We start from the raw sequence: 19,022 nt of genomic DNA, 5'->3' as shown, positions 1-19,022 counted from the left end.
CTCCTCAGGGTCCTACGGTCGACGATCGCGCTCGGCCCGGGCGACGATTCCCTCCAGTGCCCGGAACCAGGTCTCGGCGAGGTCCTGGACGGTCTCGCGCGGCAACAGCCCTTCCAGGTACGACCAGTGGGCGGTGAGCACGGGGCCGTCCGCCCGGTCCTCGGTGACCACGTTGACGGTCAGCGCGTGTCCCTGGCGCATCGCGGCCTCGGGTCCGATGTCGGCGGCGTCCTCCTCGGGCGCGTACGACCAGTCGGTCTCCTCGGGGATGCCGAAGCGGCCGAGGTAGTTGAACTCGATCTGCGCTCCTTGCCGGCCGGCCAGCTCCTCGCGGGTGCGCGGGTTGAGGTGGCGCAGCAGGCCGTAGCCGACGCCGCTCGCGGGCAGCGACGCCAGGTGTTCACGGACCCGTCGCACGGTCTGCTCGGCGGCCGGGCCGCCGGCGAAGGCGTCGGCGGGTTCGGCGGTGCCGGAGTCCAGCCGCACCGGGTAGACGCTGGTGAACCAGCCGACCGTGCGGGAGAGATCGGCCCGGTCCCCGGCGAGCTCCTCCTCGCGGCCGTGGCCCTCCAGGTCGACCAGGACGGAGGTGTCGGTGCCGCCCGCGCGCCGCCGCCAGTCGGTGCAGGCCAGGGCGAGCCCGGCGAGCAGTACGTCGTTGACTCCGGCGCCGAACGCGGCGGGCACGGTGGACAGCAGGGGCCCGGTCCGCTCGGCGGGCAGTCGCATGACGACCTCCCGCTGGGTGGCGGTGGTGTCGCGGTCGGGGTCCAACGGCCTCGTCAGCGGCAGCGGTTCGGTGCCTCCGTCCAACACGGCTGTCCACAGGGGAAGTTCCGCCTCCAGGGCCGGTTCCTGGGCTCGTTGGGTGAGGACACGGGACCAGCGGGCGAAGGAGGTCTCGACGGGGTCGAGGCGCGCCGCCCGCCCGGCGCGGACATCCCGCCAGGCGGCGGCCAGGTCGGGCAGCAGCACCCGCCAGGAGACGCCGTCCACGACGAGGTGGTGGGCCATCAGCAGCAAGCGGCCGGGCTCTGCGCCCGCGTCGAACCACACCGCCCGCACCATCGCGCCCGCGTCCGGATCGAGCAACGCCCTTGCGGAGTGAGCGTGTTCCCGCACGGCTCCGTCCAGCGCGGCGGCGTCGAGGCCGGTCACGTCGACCCGTCGGATCCATCCGGCGGCGTTCACCGAGCCGACAGGCGGGACGTGCAGCGACCAGTCCTCCAGTGCCTCCCGGGAGGGCCGCTCCAGACGGGCCCTGAGCAGGTCGTGGCGGTCGGCCAGCGCCTGGAGGACGGCGGTCAGGCCGGGCAGGTCCAGCTCGGCGGGGGTCCGGACGAGCGCGCCCTGGTGGTAGGTGGCGGTGGGGCCGCCCAGTTCGCGCAGCCAGTGCATGACCGGGGTGAGCGGCACGGTGCCGGTGCCGTCGTCCTCGGGTCGCGGTGCCGTGGCGTCGGCGGTCTCCGCGACGGCGGCCAGGGCGGCGACGGTGCGGTGCCGGAACACCAGCCGCGGGGTGATCCGTACACCGGCGGCACGGGCGCGGCCCACGAGTTGCATCGCCACGATGCTGTCGCCGCCCAGGGCGAAGAAGTCGTCGTCCGCGCCCACCTGTTCCAGACCGAGGACCTCGGCGAAGACGGCGCACAGCGCCACTTCGAGCGCGGTGCCGGGGGCGCGTCCCGAGGACAGGGCGGTGAAGTCGGGCGCGGGCAGGGCGGCCCGGTCGAGCTTGCCGTTGGCCAGTTGCGGGAACCGGTCGAGGGCCACGACGGCCGCGGGCACCATGTGGTCGGGGAGCCGGGCGGCGACATGCCCGCGCAGCCGCGCCGGGTCCGGCGGGGCGGCGTCCGGGGCGCCCACCACGTAGGCCACCAGCAGTGTGCGCACGCCGTCCCGATGGACCGTCACCAGGGCCTGTGCGACGCCGGGGTGGGTGGTGAGGGCGGACTCGATCTCGGCGGGTTCGACGCGGAAGCCGCGGATCTTGACCTGGTCGTCGGCCCGGCCGAGGTAGTCCAGGCGGCCGTCGGACGTCCAGCGGGCGAGGTCGCCGGTGCGGTAGAGGCGGGAGCCGGGTGGGCCGAAGGGGTCGGCGACGAACCGTTCCGCGGTGAGCGCGGGGGCGCCCAGGTAGCCGCGGGCCAGTCCGCCGCCCGCGAGGTAGAGCTCGCCGGTCACCCCGGGCGGCACCGGTTGCAGGAGTCCGTCGAGCACATGGGCCCGCGTCCCGGCCACCGGCCTTCCCACCAGGGGGCGTTCGCTGTCGCCGACCCGGGCCACCAGGGCGTCGACGGTGGACTCGGTCGGTCCGTAGAGGTTGAACGCCTCGGTGCCGCGCAGTGCGGCCAGCCGCCGCCACTGCGCGAGGGGCACCGCCTCGCCGCCGACCCCGACGACGGCGAGGGGGCAGTCGTCACCGTCCAGCAGCCCGCTCTCGGCCATCTGGGCGAAGAGCGACGGAGTGACCTCCAGGAAGTCGAGGCGGTGCTCGCGCACGGCCGCGGCGAGCAGTTCGGGGTCGCGCCGGACCTCCTCGGAGACGATGTGCACACAGTGGCCGTCGAGCAACCACAACTGGGGCTGCCAGGAGGCGTCGAAGAAGAACGACCAGGCGTGCCCGGCGCGCAGATGGCGCCGCCCGGTGGCCTCGACGGCGGGCCGGTACAGGGTCTCGCGGTGGCTGTGGAAGAGGTTGCCGAGGGTCTCGTGGGTGATCACGACGCCCTTGGGGCGGCCGGTGGAGCCCGAGGTGTAGATGACGTAGGCGGGGTGGAGCGGGGTCAGCGGGCGGTCGCGGTCCGTGTCGGTGAGGTCGGACGCGTCCTGGGCGGCGATCCGGCGGGCCGTGCCGGGCTCGTCCAGGACCAGCCGCTCCGAGCCCGTGGGCAGGATGCCGACGAGGCCCTGGGTGGTGAGGGTGAGCACGGGCCGGGCGTCGTCGAGGACGTCGGCGGTGCGTTCCCGGGGCGCGTCGGGGTCGAGGGGCAGGTAGGCGGCTCCCGCCTTGTGGACGGCGAGCACGGCGACCAGGAAGCGGGCGGTGCGGGGCAGTGCGAGCGCCACCAACCGCTCGGGTCCCGCGCCGAGTTCCACGAGGAGGCGGGCGAGCCGGCTGGCCTCGGCGTCGAGTTCGGCGTAGGTGAGTTCGATGCCGTCGGAGGCGACGGCGGGCCGCTGCGGGCAGGTGCGCACCCGCTCCTGGAAGAGGGCGGGCACCGTCGTCGGCGGGGCGAGGGCCGGGCGGCTGTGCCAGCCCTCGCCGAGCAGCCGGCGTTCGTCCGCATCGAGGACGTCGACCCGGCCCACGGTGACGTCGGGGTCGGCGGTCACGGCGCGCAGGACGCGGCGCAGCCGGTCGGCGAAGGACTGGGCGGTGGCGTGGTCGAACAGGTCGGCGCTGTACTCCAGGACGCCGTCGACGCCGCTGCCGTCGCCGCGCTCCACGAAGTCGAAGGAGAGGTCGAACTTGGCGGTCGTCTGGGCGACTTCGTCGCGGCGGGCCGTCAGTCCGGGCAGGCCCGCCTCCTCCTCCCCGGCGGTGAGGTACACGACCATCACCTGGAACAGCGGGTGCCGGGCGAGGGAGCGGGCCGGGTTGAGGACCTCCACCAGGCGTTCGAACGGCACGTCCTGGTGGTCGAAGGCGGCCAGGTCGGTCTCCCGCACCCTGGCGAGGAGTTCCCGGAAGGTGGGGTCGCCGGAGGTGTCGGTGCGCAGGACCAGGGTGTTGAGGAAGAAGCCGACCAGGTCCTCCAGGGCGGCGTCGGTGCGCCCGGAGATGGGGCTGCCGATGGGGATGTCGTGGCCGGCGCCCAGCCTGGTGAGCAGCGTCGCCACGGCGGCCTGGAGCACCATGAACACGCTGACGCCGTTGGCGCTCGCCAACCGGTCGATGTCCGCGGCCAGTTCGGCGTCGAGCGACAGGTCGGCGGAGCCGCCCCGGTAGCTGGACTCCAGGGGCCGGGGCCGGTCGGCGGGCAGTTCGAGTTCTTCCGGCAGCCCGGCCAGCGCACGCCGCCAGTAGGCGATCTGGCCGTCGCCGACCTGGGCCAGCAGGCGTTCCTGCCACAGCGTGTAGTCGGCGTACTGGAGGGGCAGCGGCGCCCAGTCCGGGGCCCGGCCCTCGGTGCGGGCGGCGTAGGCGAGGGCCAGGTCGCGGTGGAAGGGGGCCTGCGACCACTCGTCGCCGGCGATGTGGTGCAGCAGGAGCAGCAGCGTCCACCGGTCCTCGCCGGTGCGGAACACACGGACGCGCAGCGGGGGTTCGCGGTCGAGTGCGAAGCCGTAGGCGCCGGCCTCGGTCAGCAGTGCGGGGAGCCGCTCCTCGTCGGTGTCCGCCACCTCGAAGGGGATCCGGGCCCGGTCCGGGGGGAGGACCAGCTGGAAGGCCCGTCCGTCCTCGTCGGGGAAGACCGTGCGCAGGGTCTCGTGCCGTACGACGAGGTCGTGCACGGCGGCGCGCAGCGCGTCGACGTCCAGCGCGCCGGTGAGCCGCAGGGCCGAGGGGATGTTGTACGTCGCGCTGGGGCCCTCGACCTGGTACAGCACCCACAGGCGGCGCTGGGCGGAGGAGAGCGGCAGCCGCTCGGGACGCCGGGCGACGACCGGTGCCGGGCGGGCCGCCCCGGCGGCGCCGTCCTCGGTGAGCCGGGCGGCGAGCGCGGCCACCGTGCGCGCGTCGAACACCGTGCGCAGGGCCACCTCGACGCCGAGGGCGGTGCGGATCCGTGCGGTGAGGCGCATGGCGAGCAGGGAATGGCCGCCCAGGGCGAAGAAGTCGTCGTCGACGCCGACCCGGGGCACGCCGAGGGCGTCGGCGAACAGGGCGCAGAGGATCTCCTCCCGGGGGGTGCGGGGGCGTCCGCCCGGGGTGCCCTCCGCCGCGAAGTCGGGGGCGGGCAGGGCCGCCCGGTCCAGCTTGTCGTTGGGCGTCAGCGGCAGCGCGTCCAGGGTGACGAAGGCCGCGGGCACCATGTGCTCGGGCAGGGCGGCGGCGCTGTGGCGGCGCAGTTCCGCCGGGTCGGCGCTGGCTTCGGCGGCCGGGATCACGTAGGCGACGAGGCGCTGGTCGCGGGCGACGACGACGGCGTGCCCGACGGACGGGTGCCGGGTGAGGACGGCGGCGACCTCGCCGGGTTCGACGCGGATGCCGCGGATCTTTACCTGGTCGTCGGTGCGGCCGAGGAAGTCGAGCGTGCCGTCGGCCGTCCAGCGGGCGAGGTCGCCGGTGCGGTACATGCGGGTGCCGGGGGCGCCGTGGGGGTCCGGGAGGAACCGTTCGGCGGTGAGGGCGGGGCGGTTGAGGTAGCCGCGGGCGAGCTGGACGCCCGCCAGGTACAGCTCGCCGGGCACGCCGGGCGGGACGGGACGCAGGGCGGCGTCCAGGACGTAGGCGCGGGTGTTCCACACCGGGCGGCCGATCGTGACCTGCCGCTCCCCCGCGGGTACCTCGGTGGCCGTGACGTCGACGGACGCCTCGGTGGGCCCGTACAGGTTGTGCAGCCGGGCCGGGAGCAGCCGGTGGAAGTGCTCGGCCACGGGCGCCGGGAGCGCCTCGCCGCTGCACATCACCTGGCGCAGGCCGGTGCAGTGCGCGGCGGCGGGCTCCTCCAGGAACCGTTGGAGCATGGAGGGCACGAAGTGGACGGTCGTGACGGCGTGTTCGCGGATCAGCCCGGCGAGCCGGGCGGGTTCGCGGTGGCTGTCGGGCGGGGCGACGACGAGGGCGGCGCCGGTGATCAGCGGCCAGAAGAACTCCCACACCGAGACGTCGAACCCGGCCGGGGTCTTCTGGAGCACCCGGTCCTCGGCGGTGAGCCGGTAGGTGTGCTGCATCCACAGCAGCCGGTTGGCGATGCCCGCGTGCGGGACGGCGACGCCCTTGGGCCGGCCCGTCGAGCCGGATGTGTAGATCACGTACGCCGGGCTCAACGGGTCGTATCGGGAGGGCAGTTCTCCCTCGGGGCCTTCCGGGAGGGTGTCGCGGACGACGTGGACGGGAGCCGCGTCCTCCAGGGTGAACGCCAGGCGCTCCGGGGGCTGGCCGGGGTCCAGGGGAAGGTACGCCCCGCCCGCCCGGTGTACGGCCAGCAGGGCCACGACCAGTTCGGTCGACCGGGGCAGTGCCACGCCCACCGTGCGTTCGGGTCCGACGCCCGTACCGGCCAGGACCCGTGCCGTGTGTTCGACGCGGGCGTCCAGCTCCGCGTAGGTCAGGCGCTGTTCGCCGCTGATCAGGGCCGTGGCGTCCGGGGTGCGGGCCGCCTGGGCGCGGAAGAGTTCGGGCAGGGTCGTCGCGGGCAGGTCGGCGGCGGTGTCGTTCCAGCCCTCGACGACCCGGTGCCGTTCGTCGGTGTCGAGCAGGGTCAGGTCGCGCACCGGCAGGTCCGGCGTCGCGGCCACCTGGTCCAGCAGGCGGGCCAGGTACCGGGCCAGGCGTCGTGCGGTCGCCGGGTCGCACCGGTCCAGGGCGTGTTCCAGGAGCAGCACCAGGCGGCCCCGGCCGGTCTCGTCCACGAAGGTGAAGTGGAGGTCGAACTTGGCGGCGCCGGTGTCCATGTCGAACCACTCGGTGGGCAGGCCCAGAACGTCGGGGTCGCCGTCCGGCCGGTGGTGGTAGCCGAGCATCACCTGGAAGAGCGGGTTGCGGCCGGCCTCCCGGGGCGGGTTGAGGGCCTCGACGACGTGGTCGAAGGGAAGGTCCTGGTGCTCGAAGGCGGCCAGGGACGCCTCCCGGACCCGGGCGAGCAGGCCCCGGAAGGTGAGGTCGGCGCCGGACAGGTCGGTGCGCAGGACGAGGGTGTTGACGAAGAAGCCGACCAGGTCGTCGAGGGCCTCGTCGGTGCGTCCGGCGACGGGTGCGCCGAGCGGGATGTCCTCGCCCGCGCCCAGCCGGTGCAGCAGCGCGGCGGTGGCCGCCTGGAACAGCATGAACATGCTGGTGCCGGTGGACCGGGACAGGTCCCGCAGGGCGGCGCCGGTGCCGGGGTCCAGCTCCAGGCGGACCCGGCCGCCGTGGCCCGTGGGGGTGTCCGGGCGGGGCCGGTCGAGCGGCAGGGCCAGCTCCTCGGGGAGGCCGCGCAGGGTCTCGGTCCAGTGGGCGAGCTGGGCGGCGCCGACCTCGGCGAGGAGTGTGTCCTGCCAGAGGGTGTAGTCGGCGTACTGCACCGGAAGGGGCGTCCAGTCGGGAGCGCGGCCCTCGCGGCGGGCCCGGTAGGCGGTGTCGAGGTCGGTGAGGAAGGGCCGGTCGGACCACTCGTCGGTGGTGATGTGGTGCAGCATCAGCGCCACCACCTGGTCGGCCGGCCCGAGCCGCAACACCTCGGCCCGCAGCGGCAGTTCCACGCTCAGGTCGAACGGCCGGCGCTGCGCGTCCGCGACGCGTACGGCCAGATCCCGCTCGGCGCAGTCGACGACCCGCAGTTCGGGTTCCGCCTCACCGGGCGCGGCGATCCACTGGTACGGCTCGCCGTCCTCGTCGAGGATCCGCGTGCGCAGTGCTTCATGACGTGCCGTCACATCGCTCAGGGCCGCCCGCAGCGCGTCCACGTCGAGTGCGCCGCGCAACCGGAAGACGAGCGGGAAGTTGTAGGCGACGCCGCCGCCGATCCGCTCGACCAGCCACAGCCTGCGCTGGGCCGCCGACAGCGGGATCCGCTCGGGCCGTTCGTCCACCGGGGCGAGCACGGGGCGGGCGGGGCGGCCCGCCCCGGCGCGCAGGGCCAGGGCCTCCGGGGTGGGGGCCTCGAAGAGGTCGCGGATCGCCAGTTCCGCGCCGAGTTCGGTGCGGGCCCGGCTGATCAGGCGGGTCGCGAGGAGTGAATGGCCGCCCAGGTCGAAGAAGTTGTCCTCGGCTCCGGTGCGGGGCAGTCCGAGGACCTCGGCGAAGAGCCGGCACAGCACTTCCTCGACGGGGGTCGCCGGGCCGCGCCCCCGGGAGAGGGCGACCGCGGGCTCGGCGTCGGGCAGGGCGCGGACGTCGAGCTTGCCGTTGTCGTTCATGGGCAGCCGCGGCAGGACGACGAACGCGGCCGGGACCATGTAGCCGGGCAGCCGTCGGCCGAGGTCCTCGCGCAGCCTGCGCACGAGGGCGCCCTGACCGCGGGTGGCGGTGGGGGTGTTGGCGTAGGGGGCGGTGCCCCGGTCGGCGCGGGGACGGTGCAGGCCGAGGGTGCGGCCGGATCGGCCGTCGGGGACGAACACGGCGTCGAAGAAGCCGGGTTCGTCGGACCAGGTGGTCAGGACGCGGTAGCCGTGCGCGGCGCCGAGCTGCCGGATGTCCTCGGGCTCCTCGCCGGGGGCCGGGGTCGGCGCCGACTCCGTGGCGCGCAGGGCGGCGAGGTCCTCGGCCGTGCGCGCGTCGGGGATCGCGCGGACCCGGAGGGGTCCGGTGCCGTCGAGGCGGGCGTGGAGGTCCGTGCCCCACGGGAGTTCGGGTGCGTCGTCCAGTCGGAGGGCGGGTTCGGTGTCGGCGTACAGGACGACGTCGTAGCGGTAGCGGGTGAGTTCGTTGTGGTGCCGGCCGGCCTTGGTGCGCAGTTCGCAGCCCAGGCCGAGGGTGCTGAACCAGTCGGGGTCGACGAGGAGTTCCTTCTCCAGGGCGAGGCCGCGGTCCACGGCCCGGCGCAGCGCCTCGGGTTCGGGGCCGGTGCGGGCGAGCTGGATGCCGGTCTGGAAGACGCGGGCCTGGCGCAGGTCCCGTACGTCGCCGAGGAACAGGGCGCCGCCCGGGGCGAGCAGCTTCATGGCGCCGCGGATGACCTTGGCGAGGTGGTCCAGGCTCGGGAAGTACTGGATGACGGAGTTGATGACGACGGTGTCGAAGAACCCGGCCGGCAGGCCCTCGGTGACCTCGGCGGGCCGGCAGTGCAGGTGGACCTTGCGGGCCAGTTCCGGGTCGGCGGCGAGGTCCTCGCCGAGCTTGCGGATGACGGGCGCCGCGAAGTCGGTGGCCCAGTACTCCTCCGCGTCCGGGGCGAGCCGGGAGAGCAGCAGGCCGGAGCCGACGCCGATCTCCAGGATGCGCCGGGGGGCGAGTTCCCTGATGCGTTCGACGGTCGCCTCGCGCCACTCCCGCATGTGCTCCAGCGGGATGGGTGTCCCGTCGTAGGAGCTGTCCCAGCCGGCGAAGTCCTCGGTGCGGACGGCGGTGCCGATCTCGGTGTACTCGGCGGAGTAGATCTCCCGCCACTCCCCGATCTGCTCCTCCTCGGCCTCCTGGCGGGCCTCGGCGTCGGGTTCGGCCGCAACGACGTAGCCGACGAGGCGCTGGGTGCCGGGGGCGGCGGTGTCGTCGCGGGCGAGGACGGCGGCCTGGGAGACCTCGGGGTGCTGGGCGAGCGCGGTCTCGATCTCGCCGAGTTCGACCCGGTGGCCGCGGATCTTGACCTGGTCGTCGGTGCGGCCGAGGAAGTCGAGGTTGCCGTCCGGCCGGCGCCGTACCAGGTCGCCGGTGCGGTACATCCGCTCGCCGGGGCGGCCGTAGGGATCGGCGACGAACCGGTCGGCGGTCAGGCCCGGCCGGTCGAGGTAGCCGCGGGCCAGGCCCACGCCGGCGATGTACAGCTCGCCCGCCACGCCGTCCGGGACCGGCCTGAGCCAGCTGTCCAGGACGCGGGCGCGGGTGGCGCGGATGGGGCGGCCGACGGTGGGGGTGGCGCTGTCGTGGGTGCCGCCGCCGAGGGTGTTGATGGTGTACTCGGTGGGCCCGTACAGGTTGTAGCCGTAGGTGCCCTCGGTGTCCCGCAGGGTGTTCCACACCGTCTCGGTGACGGCCTCGCCGCCCAGCAGGACCAGCGGCGGCCGGTGGCCCTCCAACAGGCCCTCCTCGATGAGGAGATGGGCGTAGGTCGGGGTCACGTTCACGACGTCGACGCAGTGTTCCTCGCAGTAGGCGACCAGCGCGATGGCGTCGCGGCGCAACTCCTCGTCGCAGATGTGCACTTCATGGCCCTCGACGAGCCACAGCAGCTCCTCCCAGGACATGTCGAAGGCGAAGGACACGGTGTGCGCGATGCGCAGGCGCCGTCCGCCGGCCGAGGCGACGGCCGGGGCGAAGATCTCCTTCTGGTGGTTGAGCTGCATGTTGGTCAGGCCGACGTAGGGCGTGACGACGCCCTTGGGGCGGCCGGTGGAGCCGGAGGTGTAGATCACGTAGGCGGGGTGGTCCAGGCTGAAGGACACCCGTACGGGGCCGTCGGGCAGGGCGGCGAGTTCGGCCGCCGTCTCGGGGTCGTCGAGGAGGAGGCGCGGGGTGTCGCCGGTGAGGGTGTGGGAGACGGCGGTCGTGGAGAGCAGGAGCAGGGGGCGGGCGTCGGCGAGCATCAGCGACAGCCGCTCGGCGGGGTGGTCCAGCTCCAGCGGCAGGTAGGCGGCTCCGGTGCGCAGTACCGCGAAGAGCGCCACCACCGTGTCGATCGAGCGCGGCAGGCCGAGCGCGACGACCCGCTCGGGTCCCGCGCCGCGGGCGATCAGCAGCCGGGCCATGCGGTCGCAGCGGGCGTCGAGTTCGGCGTAGCTGATCCGCTGGGCGCCGAAGACCAGGGCGGTGGCGTCGGGGGTGCGGGCGGCCTGCGCGGCGAGCATGTCGGCGACCGTCTCGTGCGGCACGGGCTGGCGCTGCCGCTCCTCCTCGCGGGCCAGGGCGTCCGCCTCGGCGGGCAGCAGGGCCGAGAGGGAGCCGACGGGCGCCGTCGGGTCGGCCGTCAGGCGGCCGGTGAGCAGCACGAATCGGTCGAGAAGGCCGCGCGCGTACGCCTCGTCCAGCAGGTCGGGCCGGTAGGCGAGGGTGACGCGGACCCGTTCGCCGGGGGTGACAACGAGGTTGGCCGGGTAGTGCGTGGCGTCGACGTTGGCGACCGCGGTCGCCCCGTGCCGCTCGCGCAGTGCGGCGAGCCGCTCGTCGGTGTCGGCGTTGCGGAGCACGAACAGGGTGTCGAACAGCCGCCGGTGTCCGGTCTCGGCCTGGAGCACGCCGAGGCCGAGGTGTTCGTACGGCATGACGTCGAGGCGTTCGCGCTGGACGCGGCGGAGCAGGTCGAGGACCGGCTCGCGCGGGTCGAAGGCGATCCGGGCGGGCACGGTGTTGAGGAACATGCCGATGACGTTCTCGACGTCCGGCACCTCGCTGGGCCGCCCGGCGACGGTCGTGCCGAAGGCGATGTCGGCGCGGCCGGACGCCCCGGCGAGGACCAGGCCCCAGGCGGCGTTCAGCACGGTGTTGAGGGTCAGTCCGTGCTGCCGTGCGGTGTCCCGCAGGCGGGCCGCGGTGCCGGGGTCGAGGACGGCCTCCAGATGCTCGGGGACGACGGGTTCCAGGCCGCGGTCGTCCACGGCCGGGACCAGCAGGGTGGGTTCCTCGAAGCCGGCGAGCGCGGTGCGCCAGGCCCGGGTCGCGCCGGTGTCGTCCTGCTGCTCCAGCCAGGTCAGGTAGTCGCGGTAGGAGCCGGGGCGGGCGAGGCCGGCCGGGTCGCCGCCGCTCTCGTACAGCGCGAACAGCTGGTCGAGGAAGAGCCAGGCCGACCAGCCGTCCCAGAGGATCAGGTGGCGGCCGACGACGAGCCGGTCGCCGCGCCCCTCACCGAGGCGCACCAGCAGCATCCGGAAGAGCAGGGGGTCGCCGAGGTCGAAGCGGCGGGCGCGCGACTGGTCCATCAACTCAGCCATCCGCACGTCCTGTTGGGCCGCCGTCAGCGCGGACAGGTCGATCTCGGTGAGCGGGACCCCGGCGTCGCGCACGATGAACTGCACCGGCTGGCGCAGTCCCTCGCTGGTGAACCCGGCGCGCAGGGAGGGGTTGCGGGCCAGCAGGGTGCGGGTCGCGGCGCGCAGCCGTTCGGCGTCGACTCCGGCGGTGAAGTCGAAGGACTCGTGGACGGTGTAGACGTCGAGGGCGCCGTCGTCGTAGGTGGAGTGGAAGAACAGGCCCTCCTGGAGGGGGGCGAGCGGCCAGACGTCCTCGACGCGGCCGGGTGCGAGCCGTTCGACGCGGGCGCGTTCCTCGTCGGTGAGCGCGAACACGGACGGCCGCGGGGCTGCCGAGGTGTCCTCCACACCGGCCGCGGCGGCGAGCGCGGCCGGTGTGCGGTGTTCGAAGACCTCGCGGGGGCCGATCGCCAGTCCGGCGCGGCGGGCCCGGCTGGCGACGGCGATGGAGCTGATGCTGTCCCCGCCGAGCAGGAAGAAGTCGTCGTCGACGCCGGCGTCGGGCAGCTTCAGCACGGCGGCGAAGATCTCCGTGAGGAGCTGCTCGCGCGGGTTGCGCGGGGCGCGTGCCTCGGCCCGTACGGCGCGCGGTGCGGGCAGTGCGCCCCGGTCCAGCTTGCCGCTGGGCGTCAGCGGCAGGGCGTCGAGGACGACGTAGGCGGTCGGCACCATCGCCGCGGGCAGCGCGTCCGCGAGGGCGTCGCGCAGGGCGGCGGGTTCGGTCTCCGCCCCGGCGGCCGGTACGACGTAGGCGACGAGCGCGTTGTCCCGTACCGTCACCGCGGCCCCGGCGACGGCCGGCAGCCGGGTCAGGGCGGCCTCGATCTCGCCGGGTTCGATGCGGTTGCCGCGCAGTTTGACCTGCCGGTCGGTGCGGCCCAGGTATTCGATGACGCCGTCGGGGCGGCGGCGGACCAGGTCTCCGGTGCGGTACATCCGGCTGCCGCGCGGGCCGTAGGGGTCGGCGGTGAACCGTTCGGCGGTCAGCGCGGGGCGGTCGTGGTAGCCGCGGGCGAGCTGCACGCCGGTCAGGTACAGCTCGCCGGGGACGCCGTCGGGGACCGGCCGCAGACAGGTGTCGAGCACGCGCAGGCCGGTGTTCCACACGGGTCGGCCGATGGGCACGGAGGTGCCCTCGTCGTCGTCCCCGCAGGGGTGGTGGGTGACGTCGACGGCGGCCTCGGTGGGTCCGTACAGGTTGTGCAGCGGTACGCCGGTCAGCTCCCGCCAGCGGCGGGCGGCGGCGGCCGGTAGGGCCTCGCCGCTGCTCAGCACCCGGCGCAGGGAGGCCGCCCAGGAGGAGTCCTCGGTGACCTCGTCGGCCTGGAGGAACGCCTCCAGCATGGACGGCACGAAGTGCAGGGTGGTGACCGCCTCCTGCCGTACCAGCGAGACCAGGTGAGCGGGGTCGCGGTGGCCGTCGGGGCGGGCGAGGACGACGGCCGCGCCCTCCAGGAGCGGCCAGAAGAACTCCCACACGGAGACGTCGAAGCTGGACGGCGTCTTCTGCAGCACCCGGTCGTGGGCGGTCAGCGGGTAGGCGCCCTGCATCCAGGCGAGCCGGTTGACGATGGCCCGGTGGGTGACGATCACGCCCTTGGGCAGGCCGGTGGAACCGGAGGTGTAGATGAGGTAGGCGGGGTCGTCGGGAAGGGCCTCGCGCGTCTCGGCGGGCCGGGCCGGGGGTTCGTGGCGGACCTCGTCGCCGTATGCATGGAGGTCTTCGCGGAGGTCTTCGCGGAGGTCTTCGTCGCGGTCGAGGAGGAGGATCGTGTCTGCGGCCTCGGCGGGGAGGCGGTCGGCGGTCGTGCTCAGGGTGACCACCGTGGTGGCCCGGGAGTCCGCGAGCATGTGGGCGACGCGGTCCGCCGGGTAGTCCGGGTCGACGGGCAGGTAGGCGGCGCCGGACTTCAGGACGCCGAGCAGTGCCACCATCAGTTCGGCCGAGCGGGGGACGGCGACGGCGACGAACGTCCCGGGCGTCGCGCCCCGGGCGCGCAGCCGTACGGCCAACGCCTCGGCGCGCGCGTCGAGTTCGGCGTAGGTGAGCCGTTCACCGGCGAATACCACGGCGGTGGCGTCCGGGGTGCGGGCGGCCTGGTCGGCGAAGGCGCGGGCCAGGGTCGTCTCCGGGACGGCGTGTTCCTCGCCGGCCGGGTGGGCGCGCAGTGCCTCGTCCGGGGAGAGCAGGTCCACGGAGGCGGTGGGCCGGGCCGGGTCGGCGGCGATCGCGTCGAGCACGCGGACGAGGCGGTCGCCGAGGACCCGTACGGTGTCGCCGTCGAGCCGGTCGGCGTGGTGCTTGAGCCGCAGGTCGAGCCGCTCCCCCGGCTTGACGACGAGGGCGAGGGGGTAGTGCACGGCGTCGTGGAAGGCGTCGCCGGTGATCCGTACGGTGCCCGAGGGGTCGCGCAGGTCGTCCTCGGCCGGATAGTTCTCGAACACCACGAGGGTGTCGAAGAGTTCGCCCTCGCCGGCGTGGCCGGTGAGCCGCTGGATCTCGGCCAGCCCGAGGTGCTGGTGGTCGAGGAGGCGGGCCTGTTCCTCCTGGAGGCGGGTCAGGAGTTCCCCGAGCGGTTCGGCGGGCGTCCAGCTCAGTCGGGTCGGCAGGGTGTTGATGAACAGGCCGACCATGGAGGCGATGCCGTCGACCTCGCTGTCCCGGCCGGAGACGGTGGTGCCGAACACCACGTCGTCGCGGCCGGTGAGCCGGCCCAGGAGCAGGCCCCAGGCGGCCTGGACGACGGTGCCGAGGGTGACTTGGTGCGCGCGGGCGCGCTCCACGAGCCGGGCGGTGGTCCGCTCGGAGAGTTCCACCCGGACGTGCGCGGGGTGGACGGGCGCACCGGTGGCCGGGGTGCCGACGAGCCGGGTGGCCTCGTCGAGCCCCGCGAGCGCCGTGCGCCAGGCCGTGCGGGCCGCGTCGCGGTCCTGCGCGGCGAGTCTGCGCAGGAAGCCTTCGTAGGGCGCCACTTCGGGGAGGTCCGGGGTGTCGGTGCCGTAGCAGGCCATCAGTTCGCGGTGCAGGACGGGCAGCGACCATCCGTCGGCGACGATGTGATGGAACGTCAGGACCAGTCGGTGGCGGTGTTCTCCCAGGCGGATCAGCGCGCAGCGCAGCAGGGGCGGCGCGGCCGGGTCGAAGCCGGCGGCGCGCTCGTCGGCGGCCACGGCCTCGCCGAGGGCCTCCCGGACGGTTCCGTCCTGGGCGGAGAGGTCGACCTCCCGCCAGGGCAGTTCCGCGTTCCGGGTGATGATCTGCACGGGGGTGCCGTCGGGGCCCTGCCGGAAGGCGGCGCGCAGGGGTGCGTGCCGGTCCAGGAGGTGCTGCGCGGCCCGGCGCAGGGTGGCGCCGTCGACCGGTCCGGCCAGGTCGAGGACCTGCTGGACGACGTAGGCGTCGCCGTGGGTGCCGCTGGTCAGGGCGTGGAAGAAGAAGCCCTGCTGGAGCGGGGTCAGCGGGAGGAGTTCGGCGATGTCGAGGGGGTGGGCGCCCTGGAGTTCGTCGAGTTCGGCGGGGGCAAGTTCCACCAGCGGGGTGTGCTCGGTGTCCTCGGCGACCCGCTCGACCGCGGCCCGGGCGAGGGACTCGGCGGTGCGGTGCCGGAAGACGTCCCGGGTGGTGAGGGCCAGCCCCGACTCCCGCGCCCGGATGAGGAGTTGGATGGCGGTGATGCTGTCGCCGCCCAGGGCGAGGAAGTCGTCCTCGGCGGTGACCGAGTCCAGCCGGAGGACCTCGGCGAACAGGGAGCAGAGCAGCTTCTCGCGGGGCGTCTCGGGGGCGCGTCCGGAGCTCATCGCGCCGAAGTCGGGGGCGGGCAGGGCACGGGCGTCGATCTTGCCGCTCGGTGTGACCGGCAGCGCGTGCAGGGGGACCAGCGCCGACGGGACCATGTAGTCGGGCAGCCACTCGGCGGCGTGCGCACGCAGGGTCCGCATCAGCGCGGCGACGTCCCGGAAGGGAGCGGGGCGGTTGGCGAGGGGGTAGGCACCGGCGGGGCGGTACGGGCCTGCGCACAACCCGGCTTCGTCGCCGGCGGGCCTTGGCGTGAGCACCGCGTCGAACGCGCCGTCGTCCGCCGTGCCGTTCCAGGTCAGCGCGGCCGCGTACCCGTGCCGGGCGGCGAGGGCGTGGACGTCCTCGGGGTCGACCCCGGGCGCCGGCTCGCGGCTGCTGCCCTCCAGGGCGCGCAGGTCCGTCAGGTCGTCGGCGAGCCTGGCGTTGGGCACACCGGTGACCCTGAGCCGGGGCGGCTCCTCGGCGAGCAGCGCGGCCAGGGCGGTGAGGTCCCCGGCGGTGGCCCAGGAGATCTCGCGCTCGTAGGGGGCGGGGGCCGCCGTACCGGTGCCGGGGCGCAGGACGACGTCGTAGCGGTAGCGGCTCAGTTCGTTGTGGTGGGCGGCCCGCTTGAGGCGGATGTCGGCGGTGAAGCCGTCGAGGGAGGCGAAGTAGTCGGGGTCCAGCAGGAGTTCGCCCTCCCAGCTGACCGAGCGTTCGACGGCCTCGCGCAGCGCGCTCTTGTCGGGGTCGCCGCCCTCCGGGGCCCGCCGGGTCTCCACGGCCGCCCGCAGGGTGCGCAGCAGACGGAGGTTGCGCACGTCGCCGACGAAGATCCGGCCGCCCGGGGCCAGCAGGCGCGCGGCCCGCCGCAGTACGTCCTCCAGGTAGCCGGCGTCGGGGAAGTACTGGGCGACGGAGTTGATGACGACCGTGTCGAAGAAGCCCTCCGGGAGCCCCTCGGTGTCGTGCGCGGGGCGGGCGCTCAGCTCGACCCTGCCGGCCAGCTCCGGATCGGCCGCCACCTGGGCGCGCAGTGCCTGGATCGCCTCCTGGGAGAGGTCGGTGCCCCAGTAGCTCTCGCAGTCGGGGGCGATCCGGGACAGGATCAGTCCGCTGCCGACGCCGATCTCCAACACGCTTCGGGCCGACCCGAGTTCACGGATGCCGGCGACGGTGGCCTCACGCCACTCGCGCATCTCGGCGACCGGGATGGGCGTGCCGTCGTACATGCTGTTCCAGCCCGCGAAGTTCTCGCGCGGGCTCTCCGAACCGGCGGCGCCGTAGAGGAGTTCGTGCACCTCCTTCCACTCCTCGACCCGGGCGTCGGCGGCGTCGTGGCGCGACCGGTCGAGGCTCGGGACGACGTAGCCGACGAGACGCCGGTCGCCGGGGCGGTCCTCGCGGGCGACGACGGTGACCTGGTCGACGGCCGCGTGGCCGCGGAGCACGGACTCGATCTCGCCGGGCTCGATCCGGAACCCGCGGATCTTGATCTGGGCGTCCGCGCGGCCGAGGAACTCCAGCCGTCCGTCGGCCCGCCAGCGCACCAGGTCGCCGGTGCGGTAGAGGCGTTCGCCGGGTGCGCCGAAGGGGTCGGCGACGAACCGTTCGGCGGTCAGGTCGGGCCGGCCGAGGTAGCCGCGGGCGAGTCCGGCGCCGCCGAGGTAGAGCTCTCCGGTGAGTCCGGCGGGGACGGGCCGGAGGTAGGCGTCCAGGACGTAGGCGCGGGTGCCCGGGTCGGGCACGCCGATCGGTACGACGGCGCCGGCCGGGATGTCCGGATCGCACAGTCCGAGCGTGGAGTTGGTGGTCGCCTCGGTCGGCCCGTAGGCGTTGAACATCATCCGTCCGCGGGCGTAGCGGCCCACGAGTTCCGGGGAGACCCGCTCGGTGCCGGCGAGCAGGGTCGCGGTGGGCGGCAGGTGGACGTCGTCCGGCATGGCGGCGAGGAGCGCGGGCGGCAGGATCATGAAGGTGATGCCGTGCGCGTGGGCGTAGTCGGCGAGCGGCGCGCCGGGCACCCGGCGTTCGGCCGGTACGACGACCAGGCGGCCGCCGGAGAGCAGGCCGAGGCACAGGTCCCAGAAGGCGACGTCGAAGCTGGGCGAGGCGAACTGCAGGACGCGGCTGTGCGGGCCGATGCCGAAGCGTTCCGACTGGGTGGCGACGAGTTTGGCGACCCCGCTGTGCGCGAGGACGACGCCCTTGGGGCGGCCGGTCGAGCCGGAGGTGTAGATGACGTAGGCGGCGCTGTCGACGGTGAGCGGCGCGCCGCGGTCCGCCGCGGTGGGGTCGTGGGCGGGGCGCGCGGCCAGCTCGGCGGCCGTGGCGGGGGCGTCGAGCGCCAGCGGCGCGGTGCCGTCCTGCCCGGGCAGGTCCCGGGCCGTCTCCTCGGTGGTGACGACGCAGACGGGCCCGGCGTCGGCGAGCATGTAGGCGATGCGGTCGGCGGGGTAGTCGTGGTCGATCGGCAGATAGGCGGCGCCCGACTTCAGGACGGCGACCTCGGCGACGATCAGGTCGACGGAGCGGGGCAGGGCCAGCGCCACGATGCGCTCGGGTCCGGCGCCGCGCGCGAGGAGGGCGTGGGCGAGCCGGTTGGCGCGCTCGTCCAGCTCGGCGTAGGTCAGCCGCTCGTCCTCCAGGACCAGGGCGACGGCGTCCGGGCGGGCGCGGACCTGCTCGGCGAACATGGCGGGCCAGGTGGCGGCCGGCACGGTGTGCTCGGTGGCGTTCCAGTCGTGGACGATCCGCCGGTACTCCCGCTCGTCCAGCAGCTCCAGCCGGTCGAGGGGGGTCTCGGGCCAGCCGAGCCCGTCGGCGAGCAGGGTCCGGTAGTGGCCGAGGAGCCGGTCGACGGTGGTGTCGTCGAACAGCCGGGGGTCGTACGTGGCCCGCGCCTCGCCGTCCTCCACCCGCAGCAACAGGTCGACCGGGCCGGGCAGTTCGCCGGCGGGGCGGGCCGCGGTCTCGAACACGGTGTTGAAGAACCGGCCGCCGCCGCGGGTGGGGCGGGGGTGCAGTTCGTCGATCAGCATGGAGAGGGGCAGCCGGTGGTTCTCGGCCTCCGCCCACGCCTGTTCCACCCGGAGCAACAGCCCCTGGAAGGTGGGCTCGTGGTCGGTCCGGACGCGCAGGGGCAGTCCGTCGTGGCCGACGGTGATGTCGGTGGTCTGGCCGTAGCGGTGCAGCAACGCCACGAAGGCGGTGAGCAGTTCGGTGTCGGTGGCGTCCGGGACCGCGCCGATGGCGCGGGTCCTTCGTCCGGGGTCCGGCTCGGGCGGATGAGGTCGGTCGGCGGGCAGTGAGATCTCCAGCGGAAGCGGTGTCAGCAACCGCTGCCAATGGGCCAGGACTTCCTCGGAACCGCACACAGCAGCGCGCCCTCCCCGGGGTCGTTCCCGGCCCTGGGCCGGGGGTCGGCGCCATAGTAAGGTAAGGGTTACCTAATTAATAGGGCGGACACAGATTTGCCCAAGGGGATGAGACGCGGGACGAACTCGTCCTAAAGTCACCCCAGTTAAGGTAAGGC

1 protein-coding gene is annotated in these 19,022 nt (G+C 74.4%); it reads right to left on the bottom strand.

The features are described 5' to 3' along the window. Positions 1-12 precede the first annotated feature (12 nt). Positions 13-18,864, bottom strand: coding sequence for a non-ribosomal peptide synthetase (locus ABT296_RS00440; protein WP_351922118.1), 18,852 nt, complete (start codon positions 18,862-18,864; stop codon positions 13-15). Positions 18,865-19,022: the final 158 nt, after the last annotated feature.

Source organism: Streptomyces sp. NPDC000983 (genome assembly GCF_040299205.1).
GTDB lineage: Bacteria > Actinomycetota > Actinomycetes > Streptomycetales > Streptomycetaceae > Streptomyces.
Note: the sequence above shows the minus strand (reverse complement) of the source record. Positions and strands in the feature narration are given on the sequence as shown.